We start from the raw sequence: 25,749 nt of genomic DNA, 5'->3' as shown, positions 1-25,749 counted from the left end.
GCCATGACTACCTGACACAAATTTGTCAGAATTAGTCCCATGCGCATCACGGAGGCCGCCCGGCGGCTCGGCACCTCACCCCGCATGCTCCGCTACCGGGAACGGCTGGGGCTGCTGCCGCCGACGCGCGACACCGGGGCGAGCGGCGGCCACCGCCGCTTCGGGGACGCCGAGCTGCGCGCCGTCGCGCTCGCCCTGGCCCTGGAGAAGCGGTTCGACATCGGACCCGCCGAACTCGCCTTCGGCCTGCGCGTCCTGGCCGAGCCCGAGGTGCAGGCGCGCGTCCGTGAGCTGGGCGAACGCATCGGACGCCTGTCAGCCCCGCCGGCCCGCGCCCTGGACTTCGAGAAGGAGAAGGCGTTGCGCCTGCTCCGCCGCCCCGGACTACGCTCAGGCAGGACACACCCCTGACGAACCCCCGAAACCCGATCGGGCCGCACGCCCGCCGCCGCCCCTGGCTGTGCAGACCCCGCCACCCCGGCACCGGCCCCCGGCACCGGTCGAGCAGGCCGCCCGGCCCCCGGCGTCGGTCGAGCGGGCACCCCTCCGACCTTCCGAAACCGGGCGCGAAGGACACCCTGCGCGATATCCAGGCCCCGAGCCGAACGGAGCGGACCGACCAGGCATGAGGAACAAGATCCAGCTGCTCGTGGGCGTCGTCGCGGGCGTCCTGCTGTTCGGCTGGGGCGTCTACCGGCTCGTCGCCCCGCCCGGCTGCGAGGGCGTGCGCATGGGCCCGGACGACCTCTGCCGGACGTCCACGCGCGGCCGCGTCCACACCCAGACGTACGAGGAGCGGAAGAGCTCGCTCCACATGTGGGGATACGTGCAGGTCGCCGGGGGTCCCGCGCTGTCCGCCGCCTGCCTGGTCGGCATGGTCGTCTCGTCCCGCCGCCACCGCGCGTCCCAGCCCGGCCCGCCTCCGCCCGGCTCGTCCCAGCCTGGCCCGCCTCCGCCCGGCTCGTTCTAGGTCAACCTGCGCCCGCGCCAAGTCCGCCCAGGTCAAGGCGCGGTGCTCGGACCGGCCCCGGCGCGCAGAGGAAACGGATCTACTCGGACGCGGCGCTCTCGCCCGGGACGACCAAGCCGGACTCGTAGGCGAGCATGACGGCCTGAGCGCGGTCGCGCAGGTTCAGCTTGGTGAACACCCGGGCGACGTGGGTCTTCACGGTGTGCTCGCTCACGACGAGGCGGCCCGCGATCTCGCCGTTCGAGAGGCCCGCCGCGATCAGGACGAGCACCTCGGTCTCGCGCGCGGTCAGCGTGGACAGTGCGGCCGGAGGGGTCGGACGCGTCCGGCGCTGCTTGGTGAACTCGCGGATCAGACGGCCCGTGACCTGCGGCGCGAGCAGCGAGTCGCCGCGCGCGACGACGCGGACGGCGGAGACCAGCTCGTCGGCCGTCGCGTCCTTCAGCAGGAAGCCGCTGGCGCCGACGGCGAGGGCCTCGTAGACGTACTCGTCGACGTCGAAGGTGGTCAGGACCAGGACGCGGGTGCCGTCGCCGCCGGGTCCGCCGAGGATGCGGCGGGTGGCCTCGATGCCGTCCATGCCGGGCATCCGGATGTCCATGACCACCACGTCAGGGGCGTGCTGCTCGGCCAGCCGGACCGCCTCACGGCCGTCCCCGGCCTGCCCGGCGACCGAGATGTCGGGCTGCGCGTCCAGCAGGGCCGCGAACCCCGCGCGCACGATCGTCTGGTCGTCCACCACCAGGACCTTGATCACGACGGCGCTCCCCACGCCCCGGCGGCCGGCACCGGACGAGGTGGGGCGGGGCGGACTAGTGCGTGTCTCAAGGTCGGCGCCCGTGGCGAGCGGCGTCCAGGTGGCTTTGAGACACGCCCTAGCGGCGGCACGGGTGCGGTCGCGCCACGGCGGTCAGCGGCTCGTCCCTGGGTCACGGGCGGGGTCCTCCCTCGTCAGCGGCAGTTCGGCCTCCACCACGAATCCGCCGTCCGCGGCGTGTCCGGCGGAGAACCGTCCGCCCAGCATGGTCGCACGTTCCTTCATGCCGAGAAGGCCATGCCCGCCGCCGGACGGCACGCTCCCACCCCCCGGCGGCGCGTACCCAGGCCCAGACGGCACGGCTCCAACCCCTGACGGCATGTGTCCCGCCCCGGACGGCACGTTCCCGGCCCCGGACGGGACGTTCCCCGCCCGGGACGGCATGCTCCCCGTCCCGAACGGCGCGTTCCCAGCCTGGGACGACACGTTCCCAGGCCCGGTCGGCGCGTTACCAGGTCCGGTCGGCGCGGGTCCGGAGCCGAAGGGCGCGTTCCCGGGGCCGGACGCTTCGGCTCCGAGGTCCAGGACGGTGGTGCCGCCTGCCGCGTCCCGCGGGTTGAGGATCATCGTCCGCCCGTCCGCGCCCTCGTCGCGGACCCGGACGGCGAGCCGGTCGGGCAGGTAGGTGAGCTCGATGTGGACGTCCGCGCCGGGCGCGTGCCGCCGCGCGTTGGTCAGCGCCTCCTGGACGATCCGGTACGCCGACAGCTCGACCGTCGTGGACAGCGCGCGCGGCTGTCCCTGGACGACCAGGTCGGCGCGACCGCCCGCGCCCTGGTGCTGGTCGACCAGTTCGGGGAGCCGGTCCAGCCGGGGCTGCGGCGCGGATTCGGCCTCCGCGCCGGCGTCGGCGCGGAGCACACCGAGCAGGCGCCGCATCTCCACCAGCGCCTCGCGCGCGGTCCGGGCGATCTCCGTGTAGCCCTCACGGGCCTCAGGCGACAGGCTCTCCATCGTGTACGGCGCGGTCTCCGCCTGAACTGCGATCATGGACACCGAGTGCGCCACGACGTCGTGCAGCTCACGCGCGATGCGGGCCCGCTCGCGCATCACCGCCTGCTCCCGCTGAACGGCGTTCAACCTGGTCAGAGTCTCGTTGTTGCGTTCCTCGGCGGCGGCTTCGGTGCGTCCGGCCCGCTCCACCGTCCGGCGGGCGTCGCCGAGGCCGGTCGCGGCCAGGACGGCCACCACGGCCGCGGGCCAGGGGACGTCCCCGAGGGTGTCGGTGGCGAGGTAGACGACGGCGACGGTTGCGACGCCGCCCACGGCGAGCACCCCCGCGGACTGGCGCGGCAGCTGCCGGGCCAGCGCGTACAGCGTGTACAGGGCCGCCAGGACGGTCGTGACCAGCACTTCCTGCCCGGTGAGCAGGCTCGCGGCGAACGCGCCGAGGGCGACGGCCGCGACCGGGCGCAGGTACTCGCGCCGCCACACCAGCGGCAGCGTGGAGGCGACCGCGAACCCGCCGGTGATGCTGATCGGCGTCCGCGAGCCCGGCGCGAGCTCCGCCAGCGCCGCGATCGTCAGCGCGAAACCGGTCAGCGGGGCGAAGTACCAGGATTCGGTGAACTCCCGCCATCCGTTGATCCACCGGGGCAAGGGAGCCGTCACCGTCGTCGAGGCCCCCGTCGGGCCCCCGCCGGACGGCCCCTGTACGCCTCCAGGATGAGGCCCGGGTACACCTGAGGGGGACTGGGCGCGGGGCCCGTTGAGGCGGGCGGAGACCCGGCGTCCGAGGGGACGCAGCACCACGCCGAGGCCGGTCAGGATCCAGAGCAGCAGCTGGCCGACACCCGCGACGACCCGTCCGGACAACAGCCATGCGTGGCGCGCGAGGGCGGGGCCGAACGCGGTCGGCGGGACGGGGTTCTCAGACTGGTCGTCGCTGGTCACCCCTCCAGTGTGACCGCAGGGCGAAGTGCCCTGCCTCACCGTGCGGAGCCATGCGGAGGACCTGTATCCCCCTGGAGGACGACATGTGTTCCCTCCCTGAGGGGGACGTCAGAACGACGGCCGCGGCCGTAATGTCTTAACCGTGACCGACACGGTGACTCCGCCGACATAGGGGGTTCGGCGGGCTGCCGAGGTCACGCGATGCCGTCCGGTTTTCAGGGGTCCGGTCGGCGTGCATGGAAGGCGCCCCGCGTCGGCCGGCCAGCCTCCCTCCGGGGGCATCGCCGATCTTGCCTGGGCTGGGGTCGACCGGCATCCGGCCGGCCGACGAGGGGAGCTGCCTTCCCAGATCTACGGGGCTTTTGCCCACCGCTCCCGCGCTCCGCGCACGTCTCACCGGACAATCGCTGTCCGGAGGGACCAATGGCTTTTCAACGACACGGCGTCCGCACGCTCACGTCCACCGCGCTCCTGCCTCCACTGGCCACAGCCGCGGCACTGGCAGCGCCTTCAACGACTGCGGCGGCGTCTTCCCCGACATCAATGCCGACGACGGCCGCGGCGCTGGGCGCGCCGCCTTCGACAACCGGCATCGACACGGCGTCCTGCGCGCCGGACGCGCATCCGCACACCGGATCCTGCCGGTTGATGGCCGGAACACCCGGAATCGCCGCGCGCCCGAACACCCGGACGCCCCGGAAGGCGGAGTGCCGGTGCTGGCGCTTCGTCCGCCCGGAGGGCCTTTCGGGCGAAACAGCCCTGACCGGGGTCACCGCACCGTCCACCAGGACGGCCTGGGCCGTCGGACGGGACGGAACCGCCCCGCTGGCCGTGCACTGGACGGGCTCACGCTGGCGCCGGACTCCGCTGCCCCTGCCCGACCGGACCGTCCTCGGCGGGATCTCCGCCGCCTCCGCGAACGACGCGTGGATCGTGGGGACGAGCGCCGACGGCAACGCCCGGACCGTCCACTGGAACGGGAGGCACTGGATCCCCGGCGCGCTCCCCGCCTCCGGCGGCAAGCCGAACTCCGCCCGGGGAGTGGCCGAGCGCGCTCCCGGCGACGTGTGGGCGGTCGGGAGCGGCAACGGTTTCGCCGGAACCATGGCCGTGACCTGGCACTTCAACGGACGGGCCTGGACGGTCACGCCCACCGGCTCAGGGCCCGGCAGCACGCTGAACGCCGTCGCCGCGCACGCCCACGACGACGCCTGGGCCGTGGGAACCGCGGGAACCCGCCAACTCCTGCTCCACTGGAACGGCCGCTCCTGGGCCGCCACGACGCCTCCGCAGTCGGCCGCCGACGCGACACCGTCCGCCGTGGCCACCGACTCCCCGAACAACGCCTGGGTGGTCGGCACGACCTCCGCCGGCGCGTCCCTCGTCGAGCACTGGGACGGCGGCAGCTGGTCGGTCGTCCCCGCCCCGCTCCCTGGTTCCGGCCGCCCGGCGGCCCGAGCCCGCGTCCCCGAAGCGGCGAACGGGCCCACGGCCGCCGTCACGGACGGCCAGGACGGGGTCTGGATCTCCGGCGCGGACACCGGCTCACGTCCCTACCTGGCGCACTACAACGGGACGGCCTGGGACATCTCCCGCCCGCCGATGCCCAAGGCGGGCTCCGGCCGGGAGACGTCCGGCGTGATCAGCGCGCTGGCCCTCGTCCCCGGCACCCAGGTGATCCGTGCCGCCGGAGCCTTCAGGGCCCCTGGCGTCACCCGCTCCCAGGCCCTGACCTGGACCAACACCCCACGCCCACGCTGACCGTCCCGGACCGACCAGCCCACGCAAGACCGGTCTGCATCGACCATCTAGCGCTGACCGCACCATGCTGACCGTCGCTCGCCCGGCGCGCCGAGACGGCCGGGCGGGGGACGGCAAAGTCAGGTGGTCGGCGTGGGGTGGGTGCCGGAGCGGTCGATGTCGGGCTCGAGGTAGATCAGGGCGGCCTCGGGGAACCGGGCGCGGACCTTCTCCTCGGCGGCGTCGATGCCGCGCGCGACCTCGGCGGCCGTCTCGTCGTGGTGCACGGCGATCTTGGCGGCGATGAGGAGTTCCTCGGGACCGACGTACTCGGTGCGGATGTGGATCACGCGGTCCACCTCGGGCACCGACTCCAGGGTCTCGATGATCTTCACCTGGGTGTCCGGGTCGGCGCCCTCGCCGATCAGCAGGCTCTTGGTCTCGATGGCCAGGATGGTCGCGACCGCGGCGAGCAGCAGGCCGATCGCGATCGTGCCGACGCCGTCCCAGATGCCGTTGCCGGTCACCACGGCCAGCCCGACGCCGAGCAGCGCCAGGATGAGGCCGATGAGGGCGGCGGCGTCCTCCAGCAGGACGACCGGGAGCTCGGGGGCCTTGGCCCGCCGGACGTACTCGACCCACGAGCGGGTGCCGCGGGTCTGGTTGGCCTCGCCGATCGCGGTCCTGAAGCTGAGGCTCTCCAGCCCGATCGCGACGATCAGCACGCCGAACGCCCAGACTGGGGACTCGACCTTCTCCGGGTGCTGGAGCTTGTGGACTCCCTCGTACAGCGAGAACGCCGCGCCGATGGTGAACAGCACGACCGCCACGATGAAGGCGTAGAAGAACCGCTCACGGCCGAAGCCGAACGGGTGCCGCTCGGTGCGCTCGCGCACCGAGCGCTTGCGCCCGACGAGCAGCAGCACCTGGTTGCCGGAGTCGGCGACCGAGTGGATGCCTTCGGCCAGCATCGAGGACGAGCCCGTGAAGGCGAACGCGACGAATTTCGACACCGCGATTCCGAGGTTCGCTGCCAGGGCGGCGATGATCGCCTTGCCTCCGCCTTCAGCACTCATACGTCCGCAATCCTCGCCTTGAGCTCCTGGATGGTCGCCACCGGCGTCGGGTCGACGCCCAGTGCGATCGCCAAGTAAACCGTGACATAGTCAGCAACGGCTACAAGTGTCGCCATTCTCTCCAGCGGGTGGTCACCCTCCGCGCGGACCTCGGTGACGGGAACCCCGCGCGCGGCGGCGAGTTCGAGCGACACCTCGCGCCGCTTCGCGACCTGCGGATGTTCGTCCGTGTCGCGCATCACGACCAGATGCAGGCCGTGCTCGGCCTCGTCGGCGCGGTCGCGGAAGAAGTCGTCCGGGTCACCGGCGCCGCCGCCCGCGCGGCCGAAGAACCCGTCGAAGGCGACGACCTGGTTGTGGTTGGCCTCGGGCAGCTCGCCGAAGACGCCTGGGTACTTGGCGTTCTCGTTGAGCTGGCAGCACATCCGGTACGCGGCGACGCCCGCGAGCGGGGACGAGCCCCACACCATCGGGAAGTCGCCCGCGAGGTCGAGGGCGATGCGCTTGGCCGGGTTCACGAACGGCTCGCTGGCCGGGCGGCAGCGGTGCGCGACGTCCTCCAGCCGGGTGGCGGTGGACTCGAGCACGCCGTCCGGGACGTCGGCGAGCCGCAGCGCGCGGGCCGCCATCAGCAGCGGGACGGTCAGCCCCCACAGCGTGGCGCGGGGCTGCCCCACCGACCGGACCGGGACGAACAGGCTGCGGGTCTGCTCGGCGAGCCGGGACAGGGGCGACTCGGTGCCGCCGACCAGCAGCAGGCGGCAGCCGCGCCGGGCCGCCTCGGCCGCCACCGCGAGGGTCTCCTCGGTGCCACCGGAGCAGGACACGGCGATCACCAGGTCGGCCGCGCCGACCCAGCCGGGCAGCCGGTGCCCGCGGACGGTCAGCACCGGCACCGGGCAGCCGGGCCCGCACACGGCGGCCAGGACGTCGCCGGAGATGCCGGAGCCGCCCATGCCGGTCACGATGACGGCGCGGGGACGGCCCTCGTCGGCGATCCGGTCGATCCCGGCCTCCGCCGCCAGCAGCCGAGCCTCGCGGATCTGCGCGGCGGACGAGGCGACCTGGCGGAGCATGCCGCCCGGGTCGGCGGCCTCCACCGCGTCGGCGGACTCCAGCCGGGATTCGTCGACGCCGCTCCGGCCGGCCGGGGCCGCGGGGGCCTCCCGATCCTCCGGTGCGGCGCTCACGGGGTGGGCGTCCGGGCCTCGTCGACGAGCAGCACGGGGATGTCGTCGCGCACCGGGTAGGCGTACTTGCACGTCCCCGTGCAGACCAGCTCACCGGCCTTGTCGTCCTGCTCCAGGGCCCCGCCGCAGTTCGGGCAGGCGAGGATCTCCAGCAGCCACGAGTCGAGCTTCATCGTCACTTCTCCCTCACGATCGCCAGGACCTCGTCACGCAGCCCGGTCATGGTCGTCTCGTCGTCGGCCTCCGCGTTCAGGCGGAGCAGCGGTTCGGTGTTGGACGGGCGCAGGTTGAACCACCAGGCGCCGCCGGTGACGGTGAGCCCGTCCAACTCGTCGATGGTCACGCCCGGGCGGCCCTCGAACACCTCGCGCACGCGCGCGGTGGCGGCGGCCTGGTCGGCGACCTCGCTGTTGATCTCACCGGAGGCCGCGTACGGGCTGTACTCGGCCAGCATCTGCGACAGCGGGCCGGACTGGGTGCCGAGTGCGGCGAGCACGTGCAGGGCGGCGAGCATGCCGGAGTCGGCGAACCAGAAGTCCTTGAAGTAGAAGTGCGCCGAGTGCTCGCCGCCGAACACCGCGCCGGTCTCGGCCATCGTCTGCTTGATGAACGAGTGCCCGACCCGGGTGCGCACGGGGACGCCGCCCTGCGCGGTGATGATCTCCGGGACGGCCTTGGAGCTGATCAGGTTGTGCACGATGGACGCGCCCGGGTGCTTGGCCAGTTCGCGCACCGCGACCAGCGCGGTGATCGCGGACGGGGGGACGATCTCGCCCCGCTCGTCCACGACGAAGCAGCGGTCGGCGTCGCCGTCGAAGGCCAGGCCGATGTCGGCGCCGGTCTCGCGCACCTTGGCCTGCAGGTCGCGCAGGTTCTCGGGCTCGATCGGGTTGGCCTCGTGGTTCGGGAAGGTGCCGTCGAGCTCGAAGTACAGCGGCACCAGGTCGATCGGCAGGCCGCGGAACACGGTCGGGACGGTGTGCCCGCCCATGCCGTTGCCCGCGTCGACCACGACCTTCAGCGGCCGGACGCCGGACAGGTCGACCAGCTTCTTCAGGTGCTCGGCGTAGCCGTCGAGCATGTCCTGCCGGGTGATCGTCCCGGGCTCGCCGTCGTGGGCGGGGACGCCGTTCGCGACCATGTCGCGGATCTCCGTCAGCCCGGTGTCGCGGCCGACCGGGCGCGCCCCGGCGCGGCACAGCTTGATGCCGTTGTACTTGGCCGGGTTGTGGCTGGCGGTGAACATGGCGCCGGGCACGTCGAGCGCGCCGGAGGCGTAGTAGAGCAGGTCGGTCGAGCCTAGCCCGGCCTCGATCACGTCGGCGCCCTGGGCGGTCGCGCCGCGCGCGAACGCGGCGGCCAGCGGCTCGGACGAGGTGCGCATGTCGTGGGCCGTGACGACCGTGCGGGCGCCGGTCACGCGGACGAAGGCCGCGCCGACGCGCTCCACGGTCTCGGCGTCGAGCTCGTCCGGGACCACGCCCCGGATGTCGTACGCCTTGAAGATCTTGGCGAGGTCGCCCACTCCTGCTCCCCGGTTTGCCGACACTGACGGGACCCGAGCCTACCGGCGGCGGGCACCGCGGGGCGGAGCACACCCGTCCTGTGGATAACTTCGGCGAACCCCTGGGCCCCGCCCACCGAACCGGCGGGGGATGTGGCCGATGCCTCCCCGAGCGCTCAGGCGGCGCCAGGAGGGGCTCAGTCGGTGCTGCGCAGGACGCGGAGGTGGCCCTTGCGTCCGACCTCCGTGGCCTGCCCTATGGGCTCCTCGCGGTCACTGGGGGCGGGACGGCCCGCCTCGCGGACGGCGTCGGCGAGGGCCTCCAGGTCGTCGGCGCTGGGCTCGGTCTCGGTCTCGACGGGGAGGCGGACCAGCTCCCAGCCCATGGGCGCGGTGAGCCGCTCGGAGTGCTCCGCGCACAGGTCGTAGCAGTGCGGCTCGGCGTACGTGGCGAGCGGCCCCAGGACCGCGGTCGAATCGCGGTACACGTACGTGAGCGTGAAGACTGCAGGCGCCTTGCAGGCGGTGCGGGAGCAGATGCGGACGGGGCTCACGATGGCCGACCGTACCCCGCCGCGACGGCGTCCGCCACCACCGCCGCGGCACGTGTCGCCGTTACCGGTCCATTTCCGCGATAACGATCACAATCCGTGAGCCCGCCGGTCGGGCGGGGTGAAAGCGCGCGCGGGGTACTCTGGACGTGTGCGATCCCGTGTGGCAGGCGCGGGCCGCCCTTCGGCCGGCCCTCAGACGCGGCGCCGTGACCGGCACGGCCGCGGCCTTCGTGGCCCCCTCACGCCGCCGCGTTCCCCGATCTCGCGCACCCGTGCCGAACGGTTCGACGACCTGGTGGCCGACGAGGTGCGCCGTATCGCTCAGCGCTGGGGCCGTGAGCTGGCGCAGGTCGAGTTCGCGGTCGAGGACGTCCCCGACGCTCCGCTCCCGCCGGACGGCCCTGTGCCGCTGGGCGCGACCTTGCCCGGAGACGGCGGACGCCCCGTCCGCGTGGTGATCTACCGCAGGCCCGTGGAGGCGCGAGCGACGACCGAGCGCGACCGGGCCCGCCTTGTTCGTGATCTTCTCGTGGAAGAGGTCGCCGACCTGCTGGGCATGTCCCCCGAGACCGTCGACCCCAGCTACGAGGAATAGCCCCCGGCCCGGGCCTGTACCGATGGCCCGGACGCCGCGTGATCGCTCTCAGTCCAGTGTGTGGTGCGAGTCGTGGGCGGGCGGGAGCATCTGGGCCAGCGGCGACGGGGGCACGGGTTCCGCCGTGACCAGCCCGGACGTGACGAGGGTGCTCCCGGCGTAGAGCGGCCCGTCGGCGTCGACGCGGAGGCCGGTTGCGGCCAGTCCGCGCGTCCCCTTCAGGAAGTAGGACGTTTCGATCGTCCGCCCTGCCGGGACGGCCAGGGTGCGGGGTTCGCCACCGCCCACGGGCGTGAGGGTGACCGTGACGGCCCGGGTGAGCGCGGTCAAGATCAGGCTCCCGCCGAGCCGGGCGTCCGGGATCGCGCCGGGCCCGGTGCCCGGCCCCAGGGGCGCGGACGCGGCGCCGAAGGCCACATCGGGCCCGCGTGAGGCCGAGAACCCGGCGACGACGGGCTTGTCCGAATCGACAAGGATCGCTGCCGGACGGCCCGCCAGAGCCCCATGAAGGTCGAAGGTCGTCACGGTGCGGGGGCGGCCGGGCGAGGCGTTGTCCTGGCTCTGGCCGTTCAGCGCGACGGTCCCGTTGGGGCCGACGAGCCGGACGCGGATCTTCGCGTTCTCCTCCCCCGGCACCGCGACCAGCAGCCTTCGGTCGCCTGGGCCGCTCGGAACCCCGGGCAGGACCAGCGAGGTCGCGGGCGTGGGCGGGACCGGCTCCCAGTCGATGCCGTGGCCCGGGGAGACCCTGACGCGCAGGGCCGCGGCGACGCGTCCGGAGGTTGCCCGTACCCGCAGAGCGAGGTCCCGCGCGGCTTGGACGACCGCGCCCAGCCCCTCCCGAGATTGTCCGATTCGGACAACTCGGGTGCTGTGCGGGGCTACGACCACGCCTTGACCGTCGAGCGTGTCGAGGGGCCCTTCACCCGAGAGCGCGGACAGGTCCACGGACGCGGGGGTGCCGTCCACGTTGGTGAGGTGGAGCTCCAGAGCCTCGGCGGCCAGCGGGCCCGGCCCCAGGAACCACTGGTCGAAGCCCGGCTGGACGCAGCGTGCGGCGGCGACGCCCCGGTCTCGCCCGTGCGGCCAGACGGTCGTCCAGCGTGCCGACAGGCCCGCTGCCAGGTCTCCGTCCGCGCGCACGATGACGGCGGGCTTGTTGCGCCCTCCGACGTCCCCGGCCCAGTGCTGCCCAGGCGACGTGAGCGTGGTCGGACGCGGTCCTTCCACGGAGACTCGTCCGCGCGCGTTCGGAATGGCGGCCGTCTGGACGCCCACCCGTCCGGCTTCTCCTCCTGGGCAGGCCATGACGACGCTCTTGATGGGCTCCTGGACGGGCTTCGCTGAGTGCTCTGGTCCAGGACGGGTCACATGCGCGGTTCCGTACAGCGCGGCCATGGCCACAGGGGCGGCAGCGGCCACGACGTACCTGTTCTTGAGCAGTCCTGTTTCGAACTTCATGACTGCTCCTCGTCACCAGCGCTGATGGCCGTTTCGTGCTTGAACGGGCGCAACTTGGTGTGCGCCGCCGGACGACGGCGTCGTCCAATGGGCTCGTCAGGCTTCCTACGAATCTGACGCGTCGCGCGCCGTAGCGCTGTGGCAGCAGTGGTCGGGGCCCGCCGCGCATGCGCGCGCGTGGCCTGGGCGGCTGTCGGCGTCGAATCGTCCGGACGGGCACCAGGCAAGGCCAGGATCAGGACTACCAGCGCGAACAAACCCTGGATGCCCACCCAGATCTCCCGGGTGAGCATGCTGTGCGACAGGGCGAAGGTGCCGCCCGACGCGGGGATCTCGTACGCGCGCGACCAGCCGTTCACCGCGTGACTCTTCAGCGAGCGTCCGTCGAAAGTGGCCTGCCAGCCTCCGTCGTCGGGCTCGGCCACAGTGAGTGTGCGTGGGCTGCTGCTCGGCGGAATGCGAACGCTCGTGCGCGCGGCGCGCGTCCCGCCGGGCAGGACCTTGACCGATGGGCCGTCCTGGAGGGTGAGGCGTCCTGCGGGCGCGCGGACCTCCCAGCTGGCAAAGTCGGCCGTGCGGCTCTGCCGGTTCAACTCGGGCGAGGCGTCCAGCAACGGCGTCAGCGGGTCGCGCCCCGGGTGCCTGACCAGCAGGTATCGGACGCCCAAGGCGCTGAACCCCGGGCCCTCGTCGGTGTCCGTGCCGCCCGCGATCCCGGAGACCAGAGCGTCCAGGCGCTTGCGCGCGGACGCGTCGTCCGGCACGGACGTGTCGGCCGGGCCGGGGGCCGTGCCGCGCAGGACGGTGTAGTTCACCTGTCCGGACGGCTCGTGGCGCAGCACGACCGTGCGCGCGCCCGTGGAGTCGTGCAAGAAGATCGGGACGGTATCGGGGTTGAAGCGGCTCACCGGGCCGCCCGCGCCGTCCACGATCCAGATGGCGGCGGCGAGCACAGGCGTCGCGCAGGCGGCGGCCAGCAGCAGCGCTCCCCCTGCGCGCACGAGGCGGCCCGTCCCGGCGAAGGCGAAGGCCGCGCGCCGGACACCGACCGAAGCGGCGATGACTGCCCCGGCTCCGGCGAACACCAACGGGACACCAGGCCAGTAGGGCCCGCTGTCGGCCCCGGACTTGGCGGTGAGCCCACTCAACAGAATCGCCGTCAGCAGGCCGAAAACAACCAGCGCCCACCCAGTCACGACGAACTGGCGTCGCTCGCGCACGAGAAGCGCCACGAGCGCGGCCACCGCGAGGCCCGCTGCCGCCCACGGCACGGCGGGGCCCCCGGGAACCAGTCCGAGCAGGTCGGCGGCGGACGCGGGCGCGCGCCCGGTCGGCAGTGTCCCGGCCTCCAGCAGGAAGCGCGACGGATGCAGGAACAGCCCGAGCGACCAAGGACCGAGCAGCAGCGGCGGGACGGCGACGACGATCAGCATGTTGCGCGCACCGCGATCCACCGGCAGCCCACGAGGGGCCGTGACCAGGACGGCGGCCAACACGACCAGAGGCCACGTCAGCGGCACGAACGCCATCGCAACGGTCAGGAGCAGCGCCGTCCCCCAGGCAGCGCGCCCCGAAGCCCGCTTGTCCACCGCATCCGTCAGTGCGCGGTAGGCGAGCAGGCCGATCAGCGGCAGCAGCGCGATCACAACGGAGGTGCCGAGCCGTCCGTCCGCGATGGCACCGGTGGCAGCGGGCAGTAGGGCGTAGGTTCCCGCAGCCCAGAGGCGTAGGGCAGCGCGGTAGGGCGTCCGCGGCGGAATCAATCGGCGCGCGGCGATCAGCGCGGTCACACCCGCGAGCGGCACGCTGCCAAGCAGCAGGACGCTCACCGCCAGCCACGGCTTACCGAACGCGAGCGTGGACGTCATCGCGAGCGCGGCCACCCATGGGGGCGTGCCAGCGTCCGTGCCCAATCCGGTCGGATGCCAGCCCGCCACATAGGCGGCCCACAGATCGGACGCACCACCGGTAGGCGCGGCAAGTGCGCCCCCGGTGAGTCGGGATCCGGCGGTGACCAGCGACCGTTCCGCCACGACGGCGACAAAGGCGAGTGCGATGACGAGCAGTACGCCCGGGCGCGCGAGGAAACGTTGAAGGATCGCGCGCCAACTGGCGTCCTCTGGAGGAGCTGCCTCGCGTTCGGCCGCTCTACGTGCATCTCGTTTGGCGAGCCATATGTGCAGCGCCTCGTAGGCACGCCTCCCCGCGACCCCGTGCGCCATCAAGCTCCGCTGGATGTACCTGTGGGCGTGCCTACGCCCCTCGGACCGCGCACGCCGTGCACGCCACAACCGCAAAGGCGACCGCAGTACGGCCAGGAACGCGCCGAATTCCTGTTTGGCCGCCTCCGGGCGCTTCAGCAGCAGCATCCACGCGATCTGCAACGCCGTGGACCAGACGATGCGCGCGAACGTCCTGGGCAGCGCCCTGGCGGGCCGGTTGGCGAGCAACGTCAGCAGCGCGTTCTGGCGGTCCAGGCGGCGGATCGGCGCGTCCGTCATCCCGATCTCGCGGAGACCGCGCCGCGCCGCCTCCGCGTGGTACACGACCGCGTCGGTGACGACGACCACCCGCTGCCCGGCTGCGTGCGCCCGGAAGCAGAGGTCCGCGTCGTCGCGGAACAGCCCGAACGAGGTCTCCAGGCCGCCGAGCCGGTCCCAGAGGTCGCGGCGGACGAGCATCCCGGCGGTGCTCACCGCGAGGACGTCGCGGTCGCCGTCGTGCTGGCCCTGGTCGAAGTCGCCGGAGTCGATGCCGGTGTCGCGTCGTCCGGCGGCGTCCATGGACTCCCCGGTGGAGAGCAGGACGCGCCGGTTCCTCCAGTCGCGCAGCTTGGGCCCGACGACGCCGATGCGCGGATCCGCGTCGGCGGCCTTCAGCAGGCACGCGAGCGCGTCCGGCGCGGGCGCGGAGTCGTCGTGCAGCAGCCACACCCATTCGACCTGGTCAGAGCCGCCGTCCGGCGAGGACTTGCCGGTGGCGGACGGCGAGGCCGCGTCGGGATCGCCGTCCGACGCGTTCGGCAGGGGCACCGCCGGGTGCCGCAGCGCTTCGGCGACGGCCTCGCCGTAGCCGGTCGTCCGCGGGAGCCGCAGGACGGCTTCGGGCCCGACGACCTCCGCGACCACGTCGGGGCCGCGGTCGGTGCTTCCGGTGTCGGCGACGACCAGCCGCTGGGCGGGTCGTGCCTGGGTGAGCAGTGCCTTCAGCGCCTCCGGCAGCCACCGCACCCCGTCGTGCGTGACGAGGACGGCGGTGACGACGTGCCGGTCGAGTGGGGAGGGCAACAGGTGATCGCTCCAAGGTCGGCGGCAGGTCCCCGCGCCGGCGCCCCCTGCCGACACGGCCGACCACTGTACGCGTGGCCGCCCGACTTCGCCCGAAACAGGGCAAAAGAAGAACGACGGCGCGGAGACCGCGCCGTCGTTCGTTCCGTCCTTCTCATTCCGCCGCACGCACCCCGGTCCGAGTGCCCGCACCGTGCCGCTGACGGCACAGGGAAGCGGTGCGCGGACACCAGGCCCGTGGGACGCGTGAGACCACCCGCCCGACCGCCGGAAGACGAAGTCCGGCGGTCAAGGCGGCGGTCAGACGGCCTGGCGCTTCAGCTTGCGGCGCTCACGCTCCGACAGTCCGCCCCAAATTCCGAAACGTTCGTCATGCTGTAGCGCGTACTCCAGACACTCGGCCCGAACCTCGCATGCGCGGCACACCTTCTTGGCTTCGCGAGTGGAGCCGCCCTTCTCCGGAAAAAACGCCTCCGGGTCCGTCTGCGCGCACAGGGCGCGCTCCTGCCAGCCCATCTCTTCGCCGTCTGTGCCGTGCGCCAGCGGGATCACTACCTCGCTCACAGCGCACCTCCTAGCCCGTGGAGCCCCCCTGGTCGATGCCTTCCCCCAGGCTCCATCCCCCGAGAAGGCATTGAACTACACCGACGAAATTACACGCGTGTAGCGCCCGCTCCGTCAAGCCGAACGAGTTTCCAAGTGGGCAAAGAGGGTTTTTAGGGAGATGACGCACGCCGGTTCAACGCGGTTTTGCTCCTGCGTGGAGGTGCGCCCACACCCCGCCGACCTCAGCGAATGAAAGATCGGAAAATCTCAGCGCGTCACTGCGGCGGACGGTTGTCCCGGTACCAGTCGCCGCCCTCTTCGGATCCGCCCTGCTGCTGACCCGGCTGAGCGGTCTGACCGGGCTGGCCCTGCTGGCCCTCGTGACCGCCCTGCGGCTGCTCGCCGCTGCCCCGGCTTCCGCCGTACGCGCGCGTCCACTCGCCCATCTCGTCCTCGTCGGCGCCCGCCTGCGGCTCGGCGCCCTGCTGCTCCGCACCGGGCTGCGCGGCGGCGGGCTGACCGTGCTGCTGGTAACCGGCCTGCTGGCCGTACGCCTGCTGCTGGCCATAGCCCGGCTGCTGGCCGTACGGCTGCTGCGGCGCGGCCTGCTGCCCGTAGGCGGCCTGGCCGTACTGCTGCTGCGCCTGCTCCTGACCGTAGGGCTGCTGAGCCTGCTCCTGGCCGTACGCCTGCGCCTGCCCCGGCTGCTGCCCGTAGACCGCCTGCTGGCCGTACTGCTGCTGCCCGTAGCCCTGCTGCTCGCCGTACGGCTGCTGGCCGCCCGGCTGCTGCTCGCCGCCGGGCTGGTAGCCGAAGCCCGGGTACTGGCCCGGGGCGGGCGGACCCGCCGGACGCGTCGGCTGCATGCCCTGGAGGATGGTCAGGACGTACCAGGCGCCGAGGCCGATCACCGCGAGCTTGGCCGCGCCGTACAGGAACGCCGAGAGCTTGCCGACGGCCGTGGCGTAGTCGGAGCCCGCGAACATGCTGGCCAGCCAGCAGATCACGCCGATCAGGGCCATTCCGCCGAGCACCCCGAGCGCGCCCACCACGATGGTGCGGGCCTGCGGCGTCGGGCCCTCCGGACGCGAGGTCGCCAACCAGACCGCGAACGCCAGCATGCCCGTGACCGCGACGTTGGTGAACGTCCCGCCGACGGTCTCGTTGAGCGCGTGGAAGGTGAACGGGCCGCGCCCGAACAATGCGACGATGCCCGCGAACAACTGGACTCCCGCCGAACCGAGCAGGACCCAGGCTGCCGGTTCGCGCAGGCGCTGGACGGCTTCCTTGTTCACGGTGACATCTCCCGGTGGTGACGGTTGCGTTTTCCGTATTCAGAAAAAGCTTCGCACATCCCGGCACGCCATGCCCGCAGCGGCCTCGTTCCAAGACCGTGTTCGTCCGCTCCCCCGGAACCGCGTGCGTTCCGGCCGGACGACCCGCGTCCGCGCCGGGGGCCCCGGGCGCACGAGCGGCACCCTCACCGCCCCTAGGCTGGGAACATGAGGATCGTGGCGCTGGCGGGCGGTATCGGTGGGGCCCGCTTCCTGCGCGGACTGCGGGCGGCCGCCCCCGAGGCCGACATCACCGTGATCGGCAACACCGGAGACGACATCTCCCTGTTCGGACTCCGGGTCTGCCCGGACCTGGACACCGTGATGTACACCCTCGGCGGCGGCATCAACGAGGAACAGGGCTGGGGACGGCGGGACGAGAGTTTCACCGTCAAGGAGGAACTGCTCGAGTACGGCGTCGGGCCGTCCTGGTTCGGCCTGGGCGACCGGGACTTCGCGACGCACATCGTCCGGACGCAGATGCTGGAGGCCGGGTACCGGCTCTCCGCGGTGACCGAGGCGCTGTGCGACCGGTGGCGGCCGGGCGTCCGGCTCATCCCGATGAGCGACGACCAGGTCGAGACGCACGTCGTGGTGGACGACCCCGAGCACGGCCGCCGGGCGATCCACTTCCAGGAGTGGTGGGTGCGGCTGCGCGCGTCGCTGCCGGCCGTGTCGATCACCCCGATCGGCGCGGACGAGGCGAAGCCCGCGCCGGGCGTGCTGAAGGCGATCGAGGCGGCGGACGTGGTGCTGTTCCCGCCGTCCAACCCGGTGGTGAGTATCGGGACAATCCTGTCGGTTCCCGGCATCCGGGACGCTGTGGCGAAGAAGACCGTCGTCGGCGTGTCACCGATCATCGGCGGAGCGCCCGTGCGCGGCATGGCGGACGCGTGCCTGACCGCGATCGGCGTCGAGACGTCCGCCCAGGCCGTCGCGGAGCACTACGGATCCGGCCTGGTCGACGGCTGGCTCGTGGACGAGGCCGACAAGGGCGTGGCCGTGGCGGGCATGGAGGTCCGCTCCCGGCCGCTGCTGATGAGCGGCCCCGAGGCGACCCGGGCGATCGCGCAGGCCGCGCTGGACCTGGCCCTGGAGCTGGCCGGATGAGCTTCCATGTGTTCGGCGTGCCCGGGATGCCCGAGATCGGGGAGGGCGCCGACATCGCCGCGCTGATCCCCCCGGACCTGGTCGAGGACGGCGACGTCCTGGTCGTCACGTCCAAGATCGTCAGTAAGGCGGAGGGCCGGGTGCTCGTCGCGGACGACCGCGAGAAGGCGATCGACGCGGAGACCGTCCGGGTCGTCGCCCGGCGTACGCACGAGCGCGGCGAGACGCGCATCGTCGAGACCCGGCAGGGGCTCGTGCTGGCCGCCGCCGGCGTGGACGCCTCGAACACCGAGCCCGGCACCGTCCTGCTGCTGCCCGTCGACCCGGACGCGTCCGCCCGGCGCATCCGCGCGCGCATGCGTGAGCTGACCGGCGCGAACGTGGCGGTCATCGTGTCCGACACCCTGGGCCGTCCTTGGCGGGAGGGCCTGGTCGACAACGCCATCGGCGCTGCCGGCATCTCCCCCTTGGACGACTTCCGCGGACGCACGGACAGCTACGGAAACCCCCTGCAGGCCACCATCACGGCCGTCATCGACCAGTTGGCCTCAGCAGGAGAGCTCGCCAAGGGGAAGGTCTCGGGCGTCCCCGTCGCGATCGTGCGCGGCCTCGGCAACCTCGTGACGGACGACGACGGTCCGGGCGCGCGTGCCCTTGTGCGGTCCCCCGAAGAGGACATGTTCCGGTTCGGTTCGAGGGACGTCCTGTACGCGCGGCGCACGATCCGCGAGTTCACGGACGAGCCGGTCGACCCGCGGGCCGTCCGGAACGCGGTCGCCGCCGCGATCACCGCCCCGGCCCCGCACCACACGACGCCGTGGCGGTTCGTCCTGCTGGAATCGGCCGAGTCGCGCACGCGCCTGCTGGACGCGATGCGCGACGCGTGGGAGGCCGACCTGCGTCGGGACGGCAAGTCCGAGGAGTCGATCGCCAAGCGGCTGAAGCGCGGCGACGTGCTGCGGCGCGCGCCGTACCTGGTGGTCCCGTGCCTGGTGATGGACGGCTCGCACGACTACCCGGACGAGCGCCGGTCGGGCGCCGAGCGCGAGATGTTCGTGGTCGCGACGGGCGCGGGCGTGCAGAACCTGCTGGTCCAGCTGGCCGTGCAGGGCCTCGGCTCGTGCTGGGTGTCGTCCACGATGTTCTGCCGGGACGTCGTCCGCGACGCCCTCGACCTCCCGGCCGACTGGGACCCGATGGGCGCCGTCGGCGTCGGCCACGCCGCCGCGCCACCGCGGCAGCGTCCGCCGCGTTCCCCGGAGGCGTTCATCGAGGTCCGCTGACACCTCGCTCGTCATGGCCCCGACACCGTCCGGTGTCGGGGCCTTTGCCGTTCTCGTCCCACACGGGTGTTAGTAGGGAGGTAGTACGGGAACAGTGCGGAGAATATTTGTCATCCGCCGCACTGTCGCCGTACTCACTTATTGATAACCGGAAGTGCGCGCGACTGATAATGGCCGGGGCTTCCGGCTTCACTGCGACCGAAATGTCCGATGCCGTCCGTCCGGCGGGCGGCTTCGACCCTTTCGGCGTCCGGGACGCCATAGAGCGTCGTGCGCTGTTTGGCCGGACGGCCCGCGCGGGCCGCGATGGCCTCCAGTTCGCTGATGGCCTTGAAGGAGCCGTTCTCGGAGCCCGCCATGCGGCTGATGGTCTCCTCCATGAGCGTCCCGCCGAGGTCGTTGACCCCGCCTCGCAGGACGCGCGTGCACAGTTCGTCGCCGAGCTTGACCCAGGACGTCTGGATGTTGGCGATCGACCCGTGCAGCAGGACGCGCGCGAGCGCGTGCACGGCGACGTTCTCCCGGACGGTCGGCCCCGGACGGGCGAGTCCGGCCAGGTAGATCGGCGAGTTGTGGTGGACGAAGGGCAGCAGCACGAACTCGCTGAAGCCGCCCGTCCGGTCCTGGATCGAGCGCAGCAGCCGGATGTGCGCGACCCAGTGCGCGGGCGTGTCGACATGGCCGTACATCATCGTGGACGTCGTCCGGATCCCCAGCTCGTGCGCGGTCGTGACGACCTCGACCCACTGGTCGGCGGGCAGCTTGCCCTTCGTCAGCACCCAGCGGACGTCGTCGTCGAGGATCTCGGCGGCGGTGCCGGGCAGCGAGTCCACGCCCGCCTCCCGCGCCGCGATCAGCCACTCCCGGATGGACAGGTCGGTGCGCGCGACGCCGTTGACGACCTCCATCGGGCTGTAGGAGTGCAGGTGGATCCCGGGTGCGCGCCGCTTCACCTCGCGCGCGAGGTCGAAGTAGGCGGTGCCGGGCAGGTCGGGGTGGATGCCGCCCTGCATGCAGACCTCGGTCGCGCCCGCCGCCCACGCCTCGTCCACGCGGTCGCCGACCTGCTCCAGGGAGAGCGTGTAGGCGTCGGCGTCCGTGCGGCGCTGCGCGAACGCGCAGAACCGGCAGCCTGTGTAGCAGACGTTAGTGAAGTTGATGTTCCGCGTGACGACGTAGGTAACGTCGTCGCCGACCGCCTCGCGGCGCAGGTCGTCGGCGAGGCGGGTGAGCGCGTCGAGTTCGGGGCCGTCCGCGTGGAGGAGCGCGAGGGCCTCGTCGTCGGAGACGCCGCCGGGGTCGCGTTCGGCCGCGGCGAGGGCGGCCTTGACGTCGGCGTCGAAGCGCTGCGGGGCGGACGCGATGCGCTCGCGCGCCGCGTCCCAGTCGCCGTAGACCGAGTCGAAGTCGTCGCGCCGGTCGGACGTGCGGCCCTCGGTGTCGATGGAAACGTGCAGGTCGGTGCGTCCGGACGAGGTGAAGCCGCCGTCCGGCTCCTGCCACGGACGGCCCTCGGGCACGGCGTCCTCGCGGGCGAGGCCGGTCTCCGGGTCGGCGAGCGCGGCGACGTGCCCGGCGAGACGCGGGTCGAGCCACGGCTCGCCGCGCCGGACGTACTCGGGGTAGATCGTCAGGCGCTCGCGTAGCGTGAAGCCCGCGCCCGCGGTGCGCGCGGCGAGCTCGTCGATCTGCGGCCAGGGCCGTTCCGGGTTCACGTGGTCGGGGGTGAGCGGCGAGACGCCGCCCCAGTCGTCGATCCCGGCGCGCAGCAGCAGGCGGTACTGGTCGTCCACGAGGTTCGGCGGGGCCTGGATGCGCGCCTTCGGGCCGAGGACGAGCCGCGCGACCGCGATCGTCGCGGCGAGCTCCTCGAGTTCGGCGTCCGGCGTGTCGCGCATCTTGGTGTCCGGTTTGGCGCGGAAGTTCTGGACGATGACCTCCTGCACCGCGCCGTACTCGCGCATCGTCCGGCGGATGGCGAAGATCGCGTCCGCGCGCTCCGCGGCCGTCTCGCCGATGCCGATCAGGATGCCGGTGGTGAACGGGACGTTGCTGCGCCCGGCGTCCTCCAGCACCCGCAGCCGGACGGCCGGGTCCTTGTCGGGCGAGCCGAAGTGCGGGCCGCCGCGCTCGCTGAACAGGCGCGTCGCGGTCGTCTCCAGCATCATCCCCATGGACGGCGCGACCGGCTTGAGCCGCTGGAAGTCGCGCCAGGTCAGCACGCCCGGGTTCAGGTGCGGCAGGAGCCCGGTCTCCTCCAGGACCCGGACGGCCATCGCGCGGACGTAGGAGAGCGTGTCGTCGTAGCCGTGGGCGTCCAGCCACTCGCGGGCCGGTTTCCAACGGTCCTCGGGACGGTCCCCGAGGGTGAACAGCGCCTCCTTGCAGCCCACCGCCGCGCCCTGGCGGGCGATCTCCAGCACCTCGTCCGGGCTGAGGTACGGCGCGTCCAGCCGGTGCGGGACGGTCGCGAACGTGCAGTAGCCACAGCGGTCGCGGCACAGGCGGGTGAGCGGGATGAAGACCTTCCGGCTGTAGGTGATCACACCGGGGCGGCCGGCGGCCGCGAGGCCCGCGTCGCGGGCGCGGCCGGCGTACGCCAGCAGGTCGTCGAGCCGCGCGCCCCGGGCGTGCAGCAGGATGGTGGCCTCGGTCGGGTCGAGCGTCTTGCCGTCGCGCGCCCGCGCGAGCGCCCTGCGGAGGGCGGTCTCTGAAGGAGTGGAGTCACGCATGGTCTCAACGTCCATGCGCGCACTCTATGCCAAGCGTCATATTCGCCAGGCGCGCGGGGTCCCGGATCGGGTACTCGTTTTCTCCGCCGCTGCTCAAATCCGGCGGAGCCCGTCCGTCTCCGCAGCTCGGCGGCGCGTGGGCTCCCGCCGCCTCAGGAGGAGGCGGGGACGCGCGGGCCTCGCGCCAGGGTGGGGCGGCGGCCGGTCAGGTCGCCCGCCGACACGCGCAGCGCGTCCAGCAGGGCCCGCACGGACGGCCGGACGTCGGCGCCCGCACGCGTCCACAGCACCATACGGCGGCGCAGCGGCTCGCCGTCGAGCGGGCGGGTGACGATGCCGGGCTGCTGGTCGGCGTACGCCAGGTCGGGCATGACGCTGACCGCGCCGCCGTGCGCGACCATCGCGAACATCACCATGATGTCGTTGGTGCGGTAGCGGACGTCCGGGTGGAAGCCGGCCAGGTCCACGCAGGCGCGTTCGAGCAGGTCGGCGTGGTTGGTGCCGATATGGCCGGTGACCCAGCGCTCGCCGGACAGGGCCGCCAGCGGGACGGGCTCCCCGGACGCGGCGAGCGGGTGCGTCTCCGGCAGCGTGACCTGCATCGACTCGCTCAGCAACTCCTCGGCGACCAGTTCCGGGCGGCGCGCCCGCGGCAGCCGCGGGTAGACGTCGGTGATCGCGACGTCGATCTCCTGCAGCGCGACCGCCTGCAGCACCCGGGCGTAGTCCTCGTCCAGGACGTCCACGGTGAGCTCGGGGTACTCGGCCGCGAGGCCCGGCAGCGCGGGCGCGAGGACGTGCAGCAGCGCGGTCTGGAACGCCACGATCCGGACGGTTCCGGCGACCCGTCCGGACGCGGCGAGCGCCGCCTCCTCGGCCCGGCGCGCCTCGTCCAGCAGGGACTGCGCGCGGGCGGCCAGCACCTCGCCCGCAGGGGTCAGCCGCAGCCGCCGGCCGGCCTTCTCCACCAGCCGCACCCCGACCTCGCGCTGCAGCTGCGCGAGCTGCTGCGAGACCGCGGACGGGCTGTACCCGAGCGCCTCCGCGACCGCGCCCGCCGTGCCGCGCTGCTGGAGTTCGCGAAGCACCCGCAACCTGCCCAGATCCAACATAGTGAAGGGATTCTTACACGAACGCTGAAGAAACTGTCGCTGGACCTGAACATTGGACGGGGTCAAACTGTGAGAGCGGCCGGGGGGACGGCAAGGCGTCCCCCCGCCCCGCACCCGCGCGGGAAGTCCGAGCCCAGGCCAGGGCTCACGAGCACATCCATGCGGAAGGACTTCTCAGATGTACGTCATCCTCGCCATCATCGCCCTCGCCGTCCTCGGCCCGCTGTTCGGACGCGACACCCGGGACGGCCTCGACTGGGCCCGCGGCAACTTCTGGCTGCGGCGCCGCACCACCCCGGACGTCCCGGTCAGAAGCTCCGGTAGTCACGGACGGGGAGCCTCGGGCCACGCCTCGGCGGACGCGCGCCGGTCAGTCCCAGCAGGCGTGTGACCCGGTGCCGGTGCCCCCGGTACGGCTCCAGGAGTTCCAGCATCCCGTCGTCGTCGGTCTTGCTGCCGGTGAGCGCCCAGCCCACCAGGCCGGGCAGGTGGTAGTCGCCCACCGAGACCGCGTCCGGGTCGCCGACCGCCCGCTGCCGGGTCTCGGCCGCCGTCCACACCCCGACCCCGGGGAGTGACCGCAGCCGGGACTCGGCCGCATTATCAACCGGGCCGCCAGGGTCGTTGTCGGCCGGGCCGCCGGGGTCGTCCACGCGCCCCCCGCCGTTCTCCAGCCGGGACGCGACCCGCGCCGCGCCGATGATCGTCCGCGCCCGGACGGCCTCGATCCCGGACCGGTGCCACTCCCAGGACGGGATCCGCGCCCACGTCTCCGGTGGAGGCGGAACCCGCAGGTCCAGCGCGTGCCCGCGGTCGGTGACCACGCCCCGCGGCACGGGTGCGGGCTCGCCGAACCGGCGCAGCAGGTAGCGCCAGGCCCGCCACGCCTCCGTGCTCAGCACCTTCTGCTCCAGGACGGCCGGGACCAGCGCCTCGAACACCCGGTTCGTGCGGCAGACGCGCAGGCCGGGGTGACGGCGCACCGCCTCGCGCAGAACATCGTGCTTCGGCTCGAACCCGGACAGGTCGTCGGCCGCGCCCAGCATCTCCGGCACCGCGTCGAGCAGCCACGCCGCGCCCGGACCCCACGCCGCCGCCTGGACCACGTCGGAGCAGCGCCGCACCCGGAGCGTGCCGGGACCGTCCGGCGTGCGGACGGCACGCCAGTACCCGCCGCCCGTGTCCACGGCGAACGCCGGGTCGCCGGTGCCGCGCCGGTGCGGCCCGAGAACCAGGCCGATGTCGACGGCCCACGGTGGCCGCCACTCCCGCTCCTGAATGCCGACCTCCCCCACGCCGAGCACGTCCCAAGCTACCCGCGGCCCACGACAGAACGGCCTCGCAGGCGTCCTGCCAGCGGGTTCTCAGACGCCGAAGGCGGCAGCGGTGATCGCGGCGAGGTGCTCCGAAGCGCTGCCGGCACCCGTGGAGTTGAGCGAGCACACGACGACGCGGCTCAGGTCGCGGGTCGCCAGGAGCCCGGTCGTGTAGCCGGGACGCGAGCCGACCTGCCCCCACGCCACCACGCCGTCCGGCCCGGCGACCCGCATCAGGCCGAGCCCGAAGCGGTGCTCGCCGTCGGACGGGACGTCCGGGACGCGGAACATCTCGTCCAGCAGGGGGTGAGGGACGACGCGTCCGCGGAACAGGGCCATCATGAACCGGGTCAGATCGGGCGCGGTCGAGATCAGGCCGCCCTCGGCCGCGGACCACGGGCTCTGCCGGGACACGTCGTGCAGGACGGTCCGCCCATCCTCCCGGACGGCGACGTGGCCGTTCACGTGCGGGCCGGGCAGGCGCGGGTCGCGGCGATCCGGCGCGAGGGTGCCCGCCAGCCGCAGCGGACGCAGGATCCGCCGGTTCGCCTCCACCGTGTACGCGTGCCCGGTGATCTGCTCGATCAGCACCCCGGCGATCCAGTACCCGAGCGGATTCTCCCGCTGGACGGTCCCCGGCTCGGCGGCCATCGGCCGCCGCACAGCACCCGCGACGAGCTCCCGCATCGTCCAGGAGTCGAGCCGGTGCGCCACGAACCACTCCGCGTCACCGGCCCCTGGTTCCTCGACGTCCGGCAGGCCGCCGGTGTGGTCGAGAAGCCGCCGGACGGTGATCGGCGGATACGACCCGGGCAGCAGACCGGGGACGTACCGCTGGACGGGCTCGTCCAGCCCGACCAGCCCCTCATCCACCAGCCGCAGGATCACAGCAGCGGTGAAGATCCTGGTCACGGGCCCGATCCGGAACCGTCCGCCCGGCGGAATCGGCGCCTTCGTCCGGACGTCCCGGACCCCGGAGACGCCCTGCCAGTTCCCGGCCGACCCGGTCACCTTGAGGATCGCGCCGGTCGCCGCCGGACTCGGCAAGCCGGTGATCGCCGCCTCCAGGGCGGCGGGGTCGAGCCGGGGAACCCGGCCGGCGACGGGACGCGCGCCCGCGCGAGTGGTCGCGACGATGGCGGAACCCGCCGCGGCGACCAGAGGGATGTTCAGCACCCCTTCAGATTCCGATGATCTTGCCCGGGAGAAATCATCCTCGCGGATGAAAC

The 25,749-nt window shown here is 73.0% G+C and carries 21 protein-coding genes; 6 read left to right on the top strand and 15 right to left on the bottom strand.

Annotation, left to right across the window (positions count from 1 at the left end; translation table 11 throughout):
* Positions 1–39: 39 nt before the first annotated feature.
* Both P696_RS49710 and P696_RS0133125 read left to right on the top strand, forming a co-directional pair.
* Positions 40–411 carry a MerR family transcriptional regulator gene (locus P696_RS49710; RefSeq protein WP_034488232.1) on the top strand — a complete coding sequence of 124 codons (372 nt, stop codon included), beginning with the start codon at positions 40–42 and terminating at the stop codon, positions 409–411.
* Between the two features lie 214 nt (positions 412–625).
* Positions 626–970: a hypothetical protein gene (locus tag P696_RS0133125; protein WP_026415695.1), complete on the top strand. Its 345-nt coding sequence runs from the start codon at positions 626–628 to the stop codon at positions 968–970.
* Between the two features lie 79 nt (positions 971–1,049).
* On the opposite strand, the gene P696_RS0133120 is transcribed toward P696_RS0133125, so the two are convergent.
* Positions 1,050–1,727 (bottom strand): response regulator, encoded by a 678-nt coding sequence (locus P696_RS0133120; protein WP_026415694.1) that lies wholly within the window; start codon positions 1,725–1,727, stop codon positions 1,050–1,052.
* Between the two features lie 153 nt (positions 1,728–1,880).
* Positions 1,881–3,680: a sensor histidine kinase gene (locus tag P696_RS0133115; RefSeq protein WP_026415693.1), complete on the bottom strand. Its 1,800-nt coding sequence runs from the start codon at positions 3,678–3,680 to the stop codon at positions 1,881–1,883.
* Positions 3,681–4,223: 543 nt separating this feature from the next.
* Here P696_RS0133115 and P696_RS0133110 point away from each other — a divergent pair.
* Positions 4,224–5,441: a hypothetical protein gene (locus P696_RS0133110; RefSeq protein ID WP_026415692.1), complete on the top strand. Its 1,218-nt coding sequence runs from the start codon at positions 4,224–4,226 to the stop codon at positions 5,439–5,441.
* A 119-nt stretch (positions 5,442–5,560) separates the two neighbouring features.
* Here P696_RS0133110 and P696_RS0133105 read toward each other — a convergent pair whose 3' ends face one another.
* The 5 genes from P696_RS0133105 to P696_RS0133085 form a co-directional block, all read right to left on the bottom strand.
* Positions 5,561–6,496: a cation diffusion facilitator family transporter gene (locus P696_RS0133105; protein WP_026415691.1), complete on the bottom strand. Its 936-nt coding sequence runs from the start codon at positions 6,494–6,496 to the stop codon at positions 5,561–5,563.
* Positions 6,493–7,686, bottom strand: a complete 1,194-nt coding sequence (locus tag P696_RS0133100; RefSeq protein ID WP_245627907.1) for a bifunctional phosphoglucose/phosphomannose isomerase — start codon at positions 7,684–7,686, stop codon at positions 6,493–6,495. Before P696_RS0133100 ends, P696_RS0133105 begins: the two co-directional genes overlap by 4 nt.
* Positions 7,683–7,865 (bottom strand): Trm112 family protein, encoded by a 183-nt coding sequence (locus P696_RS49705; protein WP_034488228.1) that lies wholly within the window; start codon positions 7,863–7,865, stop codon positions 7,683–7,685. Before P696_RS49705 ends, P696_RS0133100 begins: the two co-directional genes overlap by 4 nt.
* Positions 7,862–9,211, bottom strand: a complete 1,350-nt coding sequence (locus tag P696_RS0133090) for a phosphomannomutase/phosphoglucomutase (RefSeq protein ID WP_026415689.1) — start codon at positions 9,209–9,211, stop codon at positions 7,862–7,864. The genes P696_RS49705 and P696_RS0133090 overlap by 4 nt, the downstream gene beginning before the upstream one ends.
* Positions 9,212–9,387: 176 nt before the next feature.
* A complete protein-coding gene (locus P696_RS0133085; protein ID WP_026415688.1) occupies positions 9,388–9,744 on the bottom strand; it encodes a DUF3499 domain-containing protein in 357 nt (118 codons plus the stop codon).
* Positions 9,745–10,039: 295 nt separating this feature from the next.
* On the opposite strand from P696_RS0133085, the gene P696_RS0133080 reads away from it, so the two are divergent.
* Positions 10,040–10,339: a metallopeptidase family protein gene (locus P696_RS0133080; protein WP_342669048.1), complete on the top strand. Its 300-nt coding sequence runs from the start codon at positions 10,040–10,042 to the stop codon at positions 10,337–10,339.
* A gap of 48 nt (positions 10,340–10,387) precedes the next feature.
* Here the strand turns inward: P696_RS0133080 and P696_RS0133075 are convergent, their stop codons facing one another.
* The 4 genes from P696_RS0133075 to P696_RS53215 all read right to left on the bottom strand — a co-directional run bounded on the left by P696_RS0133075 (position 10,388) and on the right by P696_RS53215 (position 16,928).
* Positions 10,388–11,800, bottom strand: a complete 1,413-nt coding sequence (locus P696_RS0133075) for a DUF5719 family protein (protein WP_157430073.1) — start codon at positions 11,798–11,800, stop codon at positions 10,388–10,390.
* The gene (locus tag P696_RS49700; RefSeq protein WP_051468454.1) at positions 11,797–15,087 is read right to left on the bottom strand and encodes a glycosyltransferase; all 3,291 of its coding nucleotides are present in this window, start codon (positions 15,085–15,087) and stop codon (positions 11,797–11,799) included. Before P696_RS49700 ends, P696_RS0133075 begins: the two co-directional genes overlap by 4 nt.
* Positions 15,088–15,387: 300 nt before the next feature.
* Positions 15,388–15,603 (bottom strand): WhiB family transcriptional regulator, encoded by a 216-nt coding sequence (locus P696_RS0133065; protein ID WP_153537861.1) that lies wholly within the window; start codon positions 15,601–15,603, stop codon positions 15,388–15,390.
* Between the two features lie 305 nt (positions 15,604–15,908).
* On the bottom strand, positions 15,909–16,928 hold the full coding sequence (locus tag P696_RS53215; protein ID WP_051468453.1) for a hypothetical protein: 1,020 nt from the start codon (positions 16,926–16,928) through the stop codon (positions 15,909–15,911).
* Positions 16,929–17,135: 207 nt separating this feature from the next.
* Between P696_RS53215 and cofD the strand changes: the two genes are divergently transcribed.
* Positions 17,136–18,077: a 2-phospho-L-lactate transferase gene (cofD, locus tag P696_RS0133055; protein ID WP_026415684.1), complete on the top strand. Its 942-nt coding sequence runs from the start codon at positions 17,136–17,138 to the stop codon at positions 18,075–18,077.
* Positions 18,074–19,360: a coenzyme F420-0:L-glutamate ligase gene (locus P696_RS0133050; protein ID WP_026415683.1), complete on the top strand. Its 1,287-nt coding sequence runs from the start codon at positions 18,074–18,076 to the stop codon at positions 19,358–19,360. Before cofD ends, P696_RS0133050 begins: the two co-directional genes overlap by 4 nt.
* 134 nt (positions 19,361–19,494) lie before the next feature.
* Here the strand turns inward: P696_RS0133050 and P696_RS49690 are convergent, their stop codons facing one another.
* The 4 genes from P696_RS49690 to P696_RS0133025 form a co-directional block, all read right to left on the bottom strand.
* Positions 19,495–22,107, bottom strand: coding sequence for a bifunctional FO biosynthesis protein CofGH (locus tag P696_RS49690; RefSeq protein WP_051468452.1), 2,613 nt, complete (start codon positions 22,105–22,107; stop codon positions 19,495–19,497).
* A gap of 137 nt (positions 22,108–22,244) precedes the next feature.
* On the bottom strand, positions 22,245–23,204 hold the full coding sequence (locus tag P696_RS0133040) for a LysR family transcriptional regulator (protein WP_026415682.1): 960 nt from the start codon (positions 23,202–23,204) through the stop codon (positions 22,245–22,247).
* Between the two features lie 308 nt (positions 23,205–23,512).
* The gene (locus P696_RS0133030; RefSeq protein ID WP_245627906.1) at positions 23,513–24,508 is read right to left on the bottom strand and encodes a DNA-3-methyladenine glycosylase family protein; all 996 of its coding nucleotides are present in this window, start codon (positions 24,506–24,508) and stop codon (positions 23,513–23,515) included.
* 60 nt (positions 24,509–24,568) lie between these two features.
* Positions 24,569–25,696 (bottom strand): serine hydrolase domain-containing protein, encoded by a 1,128-nt coding sequence (locus P696_RS0133025; RefSeq protein ID WP_170026655.1) that lies wholly within the window; start codon positions 25,694–25,696, stop codon positions 24,569–24,571.
* Between the last annotated feature and the right edge of the window lie 53 nt (positions 25,697–25,749).

This window comes from Actinomadura oligospora ATCC 43269 (genome assembly GCF_000518265.1).
GTDB lineage: Bacteria > Actinomycetota > Actinomycetes > Streptosporangiales > Streptosporangiaceae > Spirillospora > Spirillospora oligospora.
The sequence above is the reverse complement of the archived record's forward strand: the minus strand, read 5'-3'. Positions and strand labels throughout refer to the sequence as shown.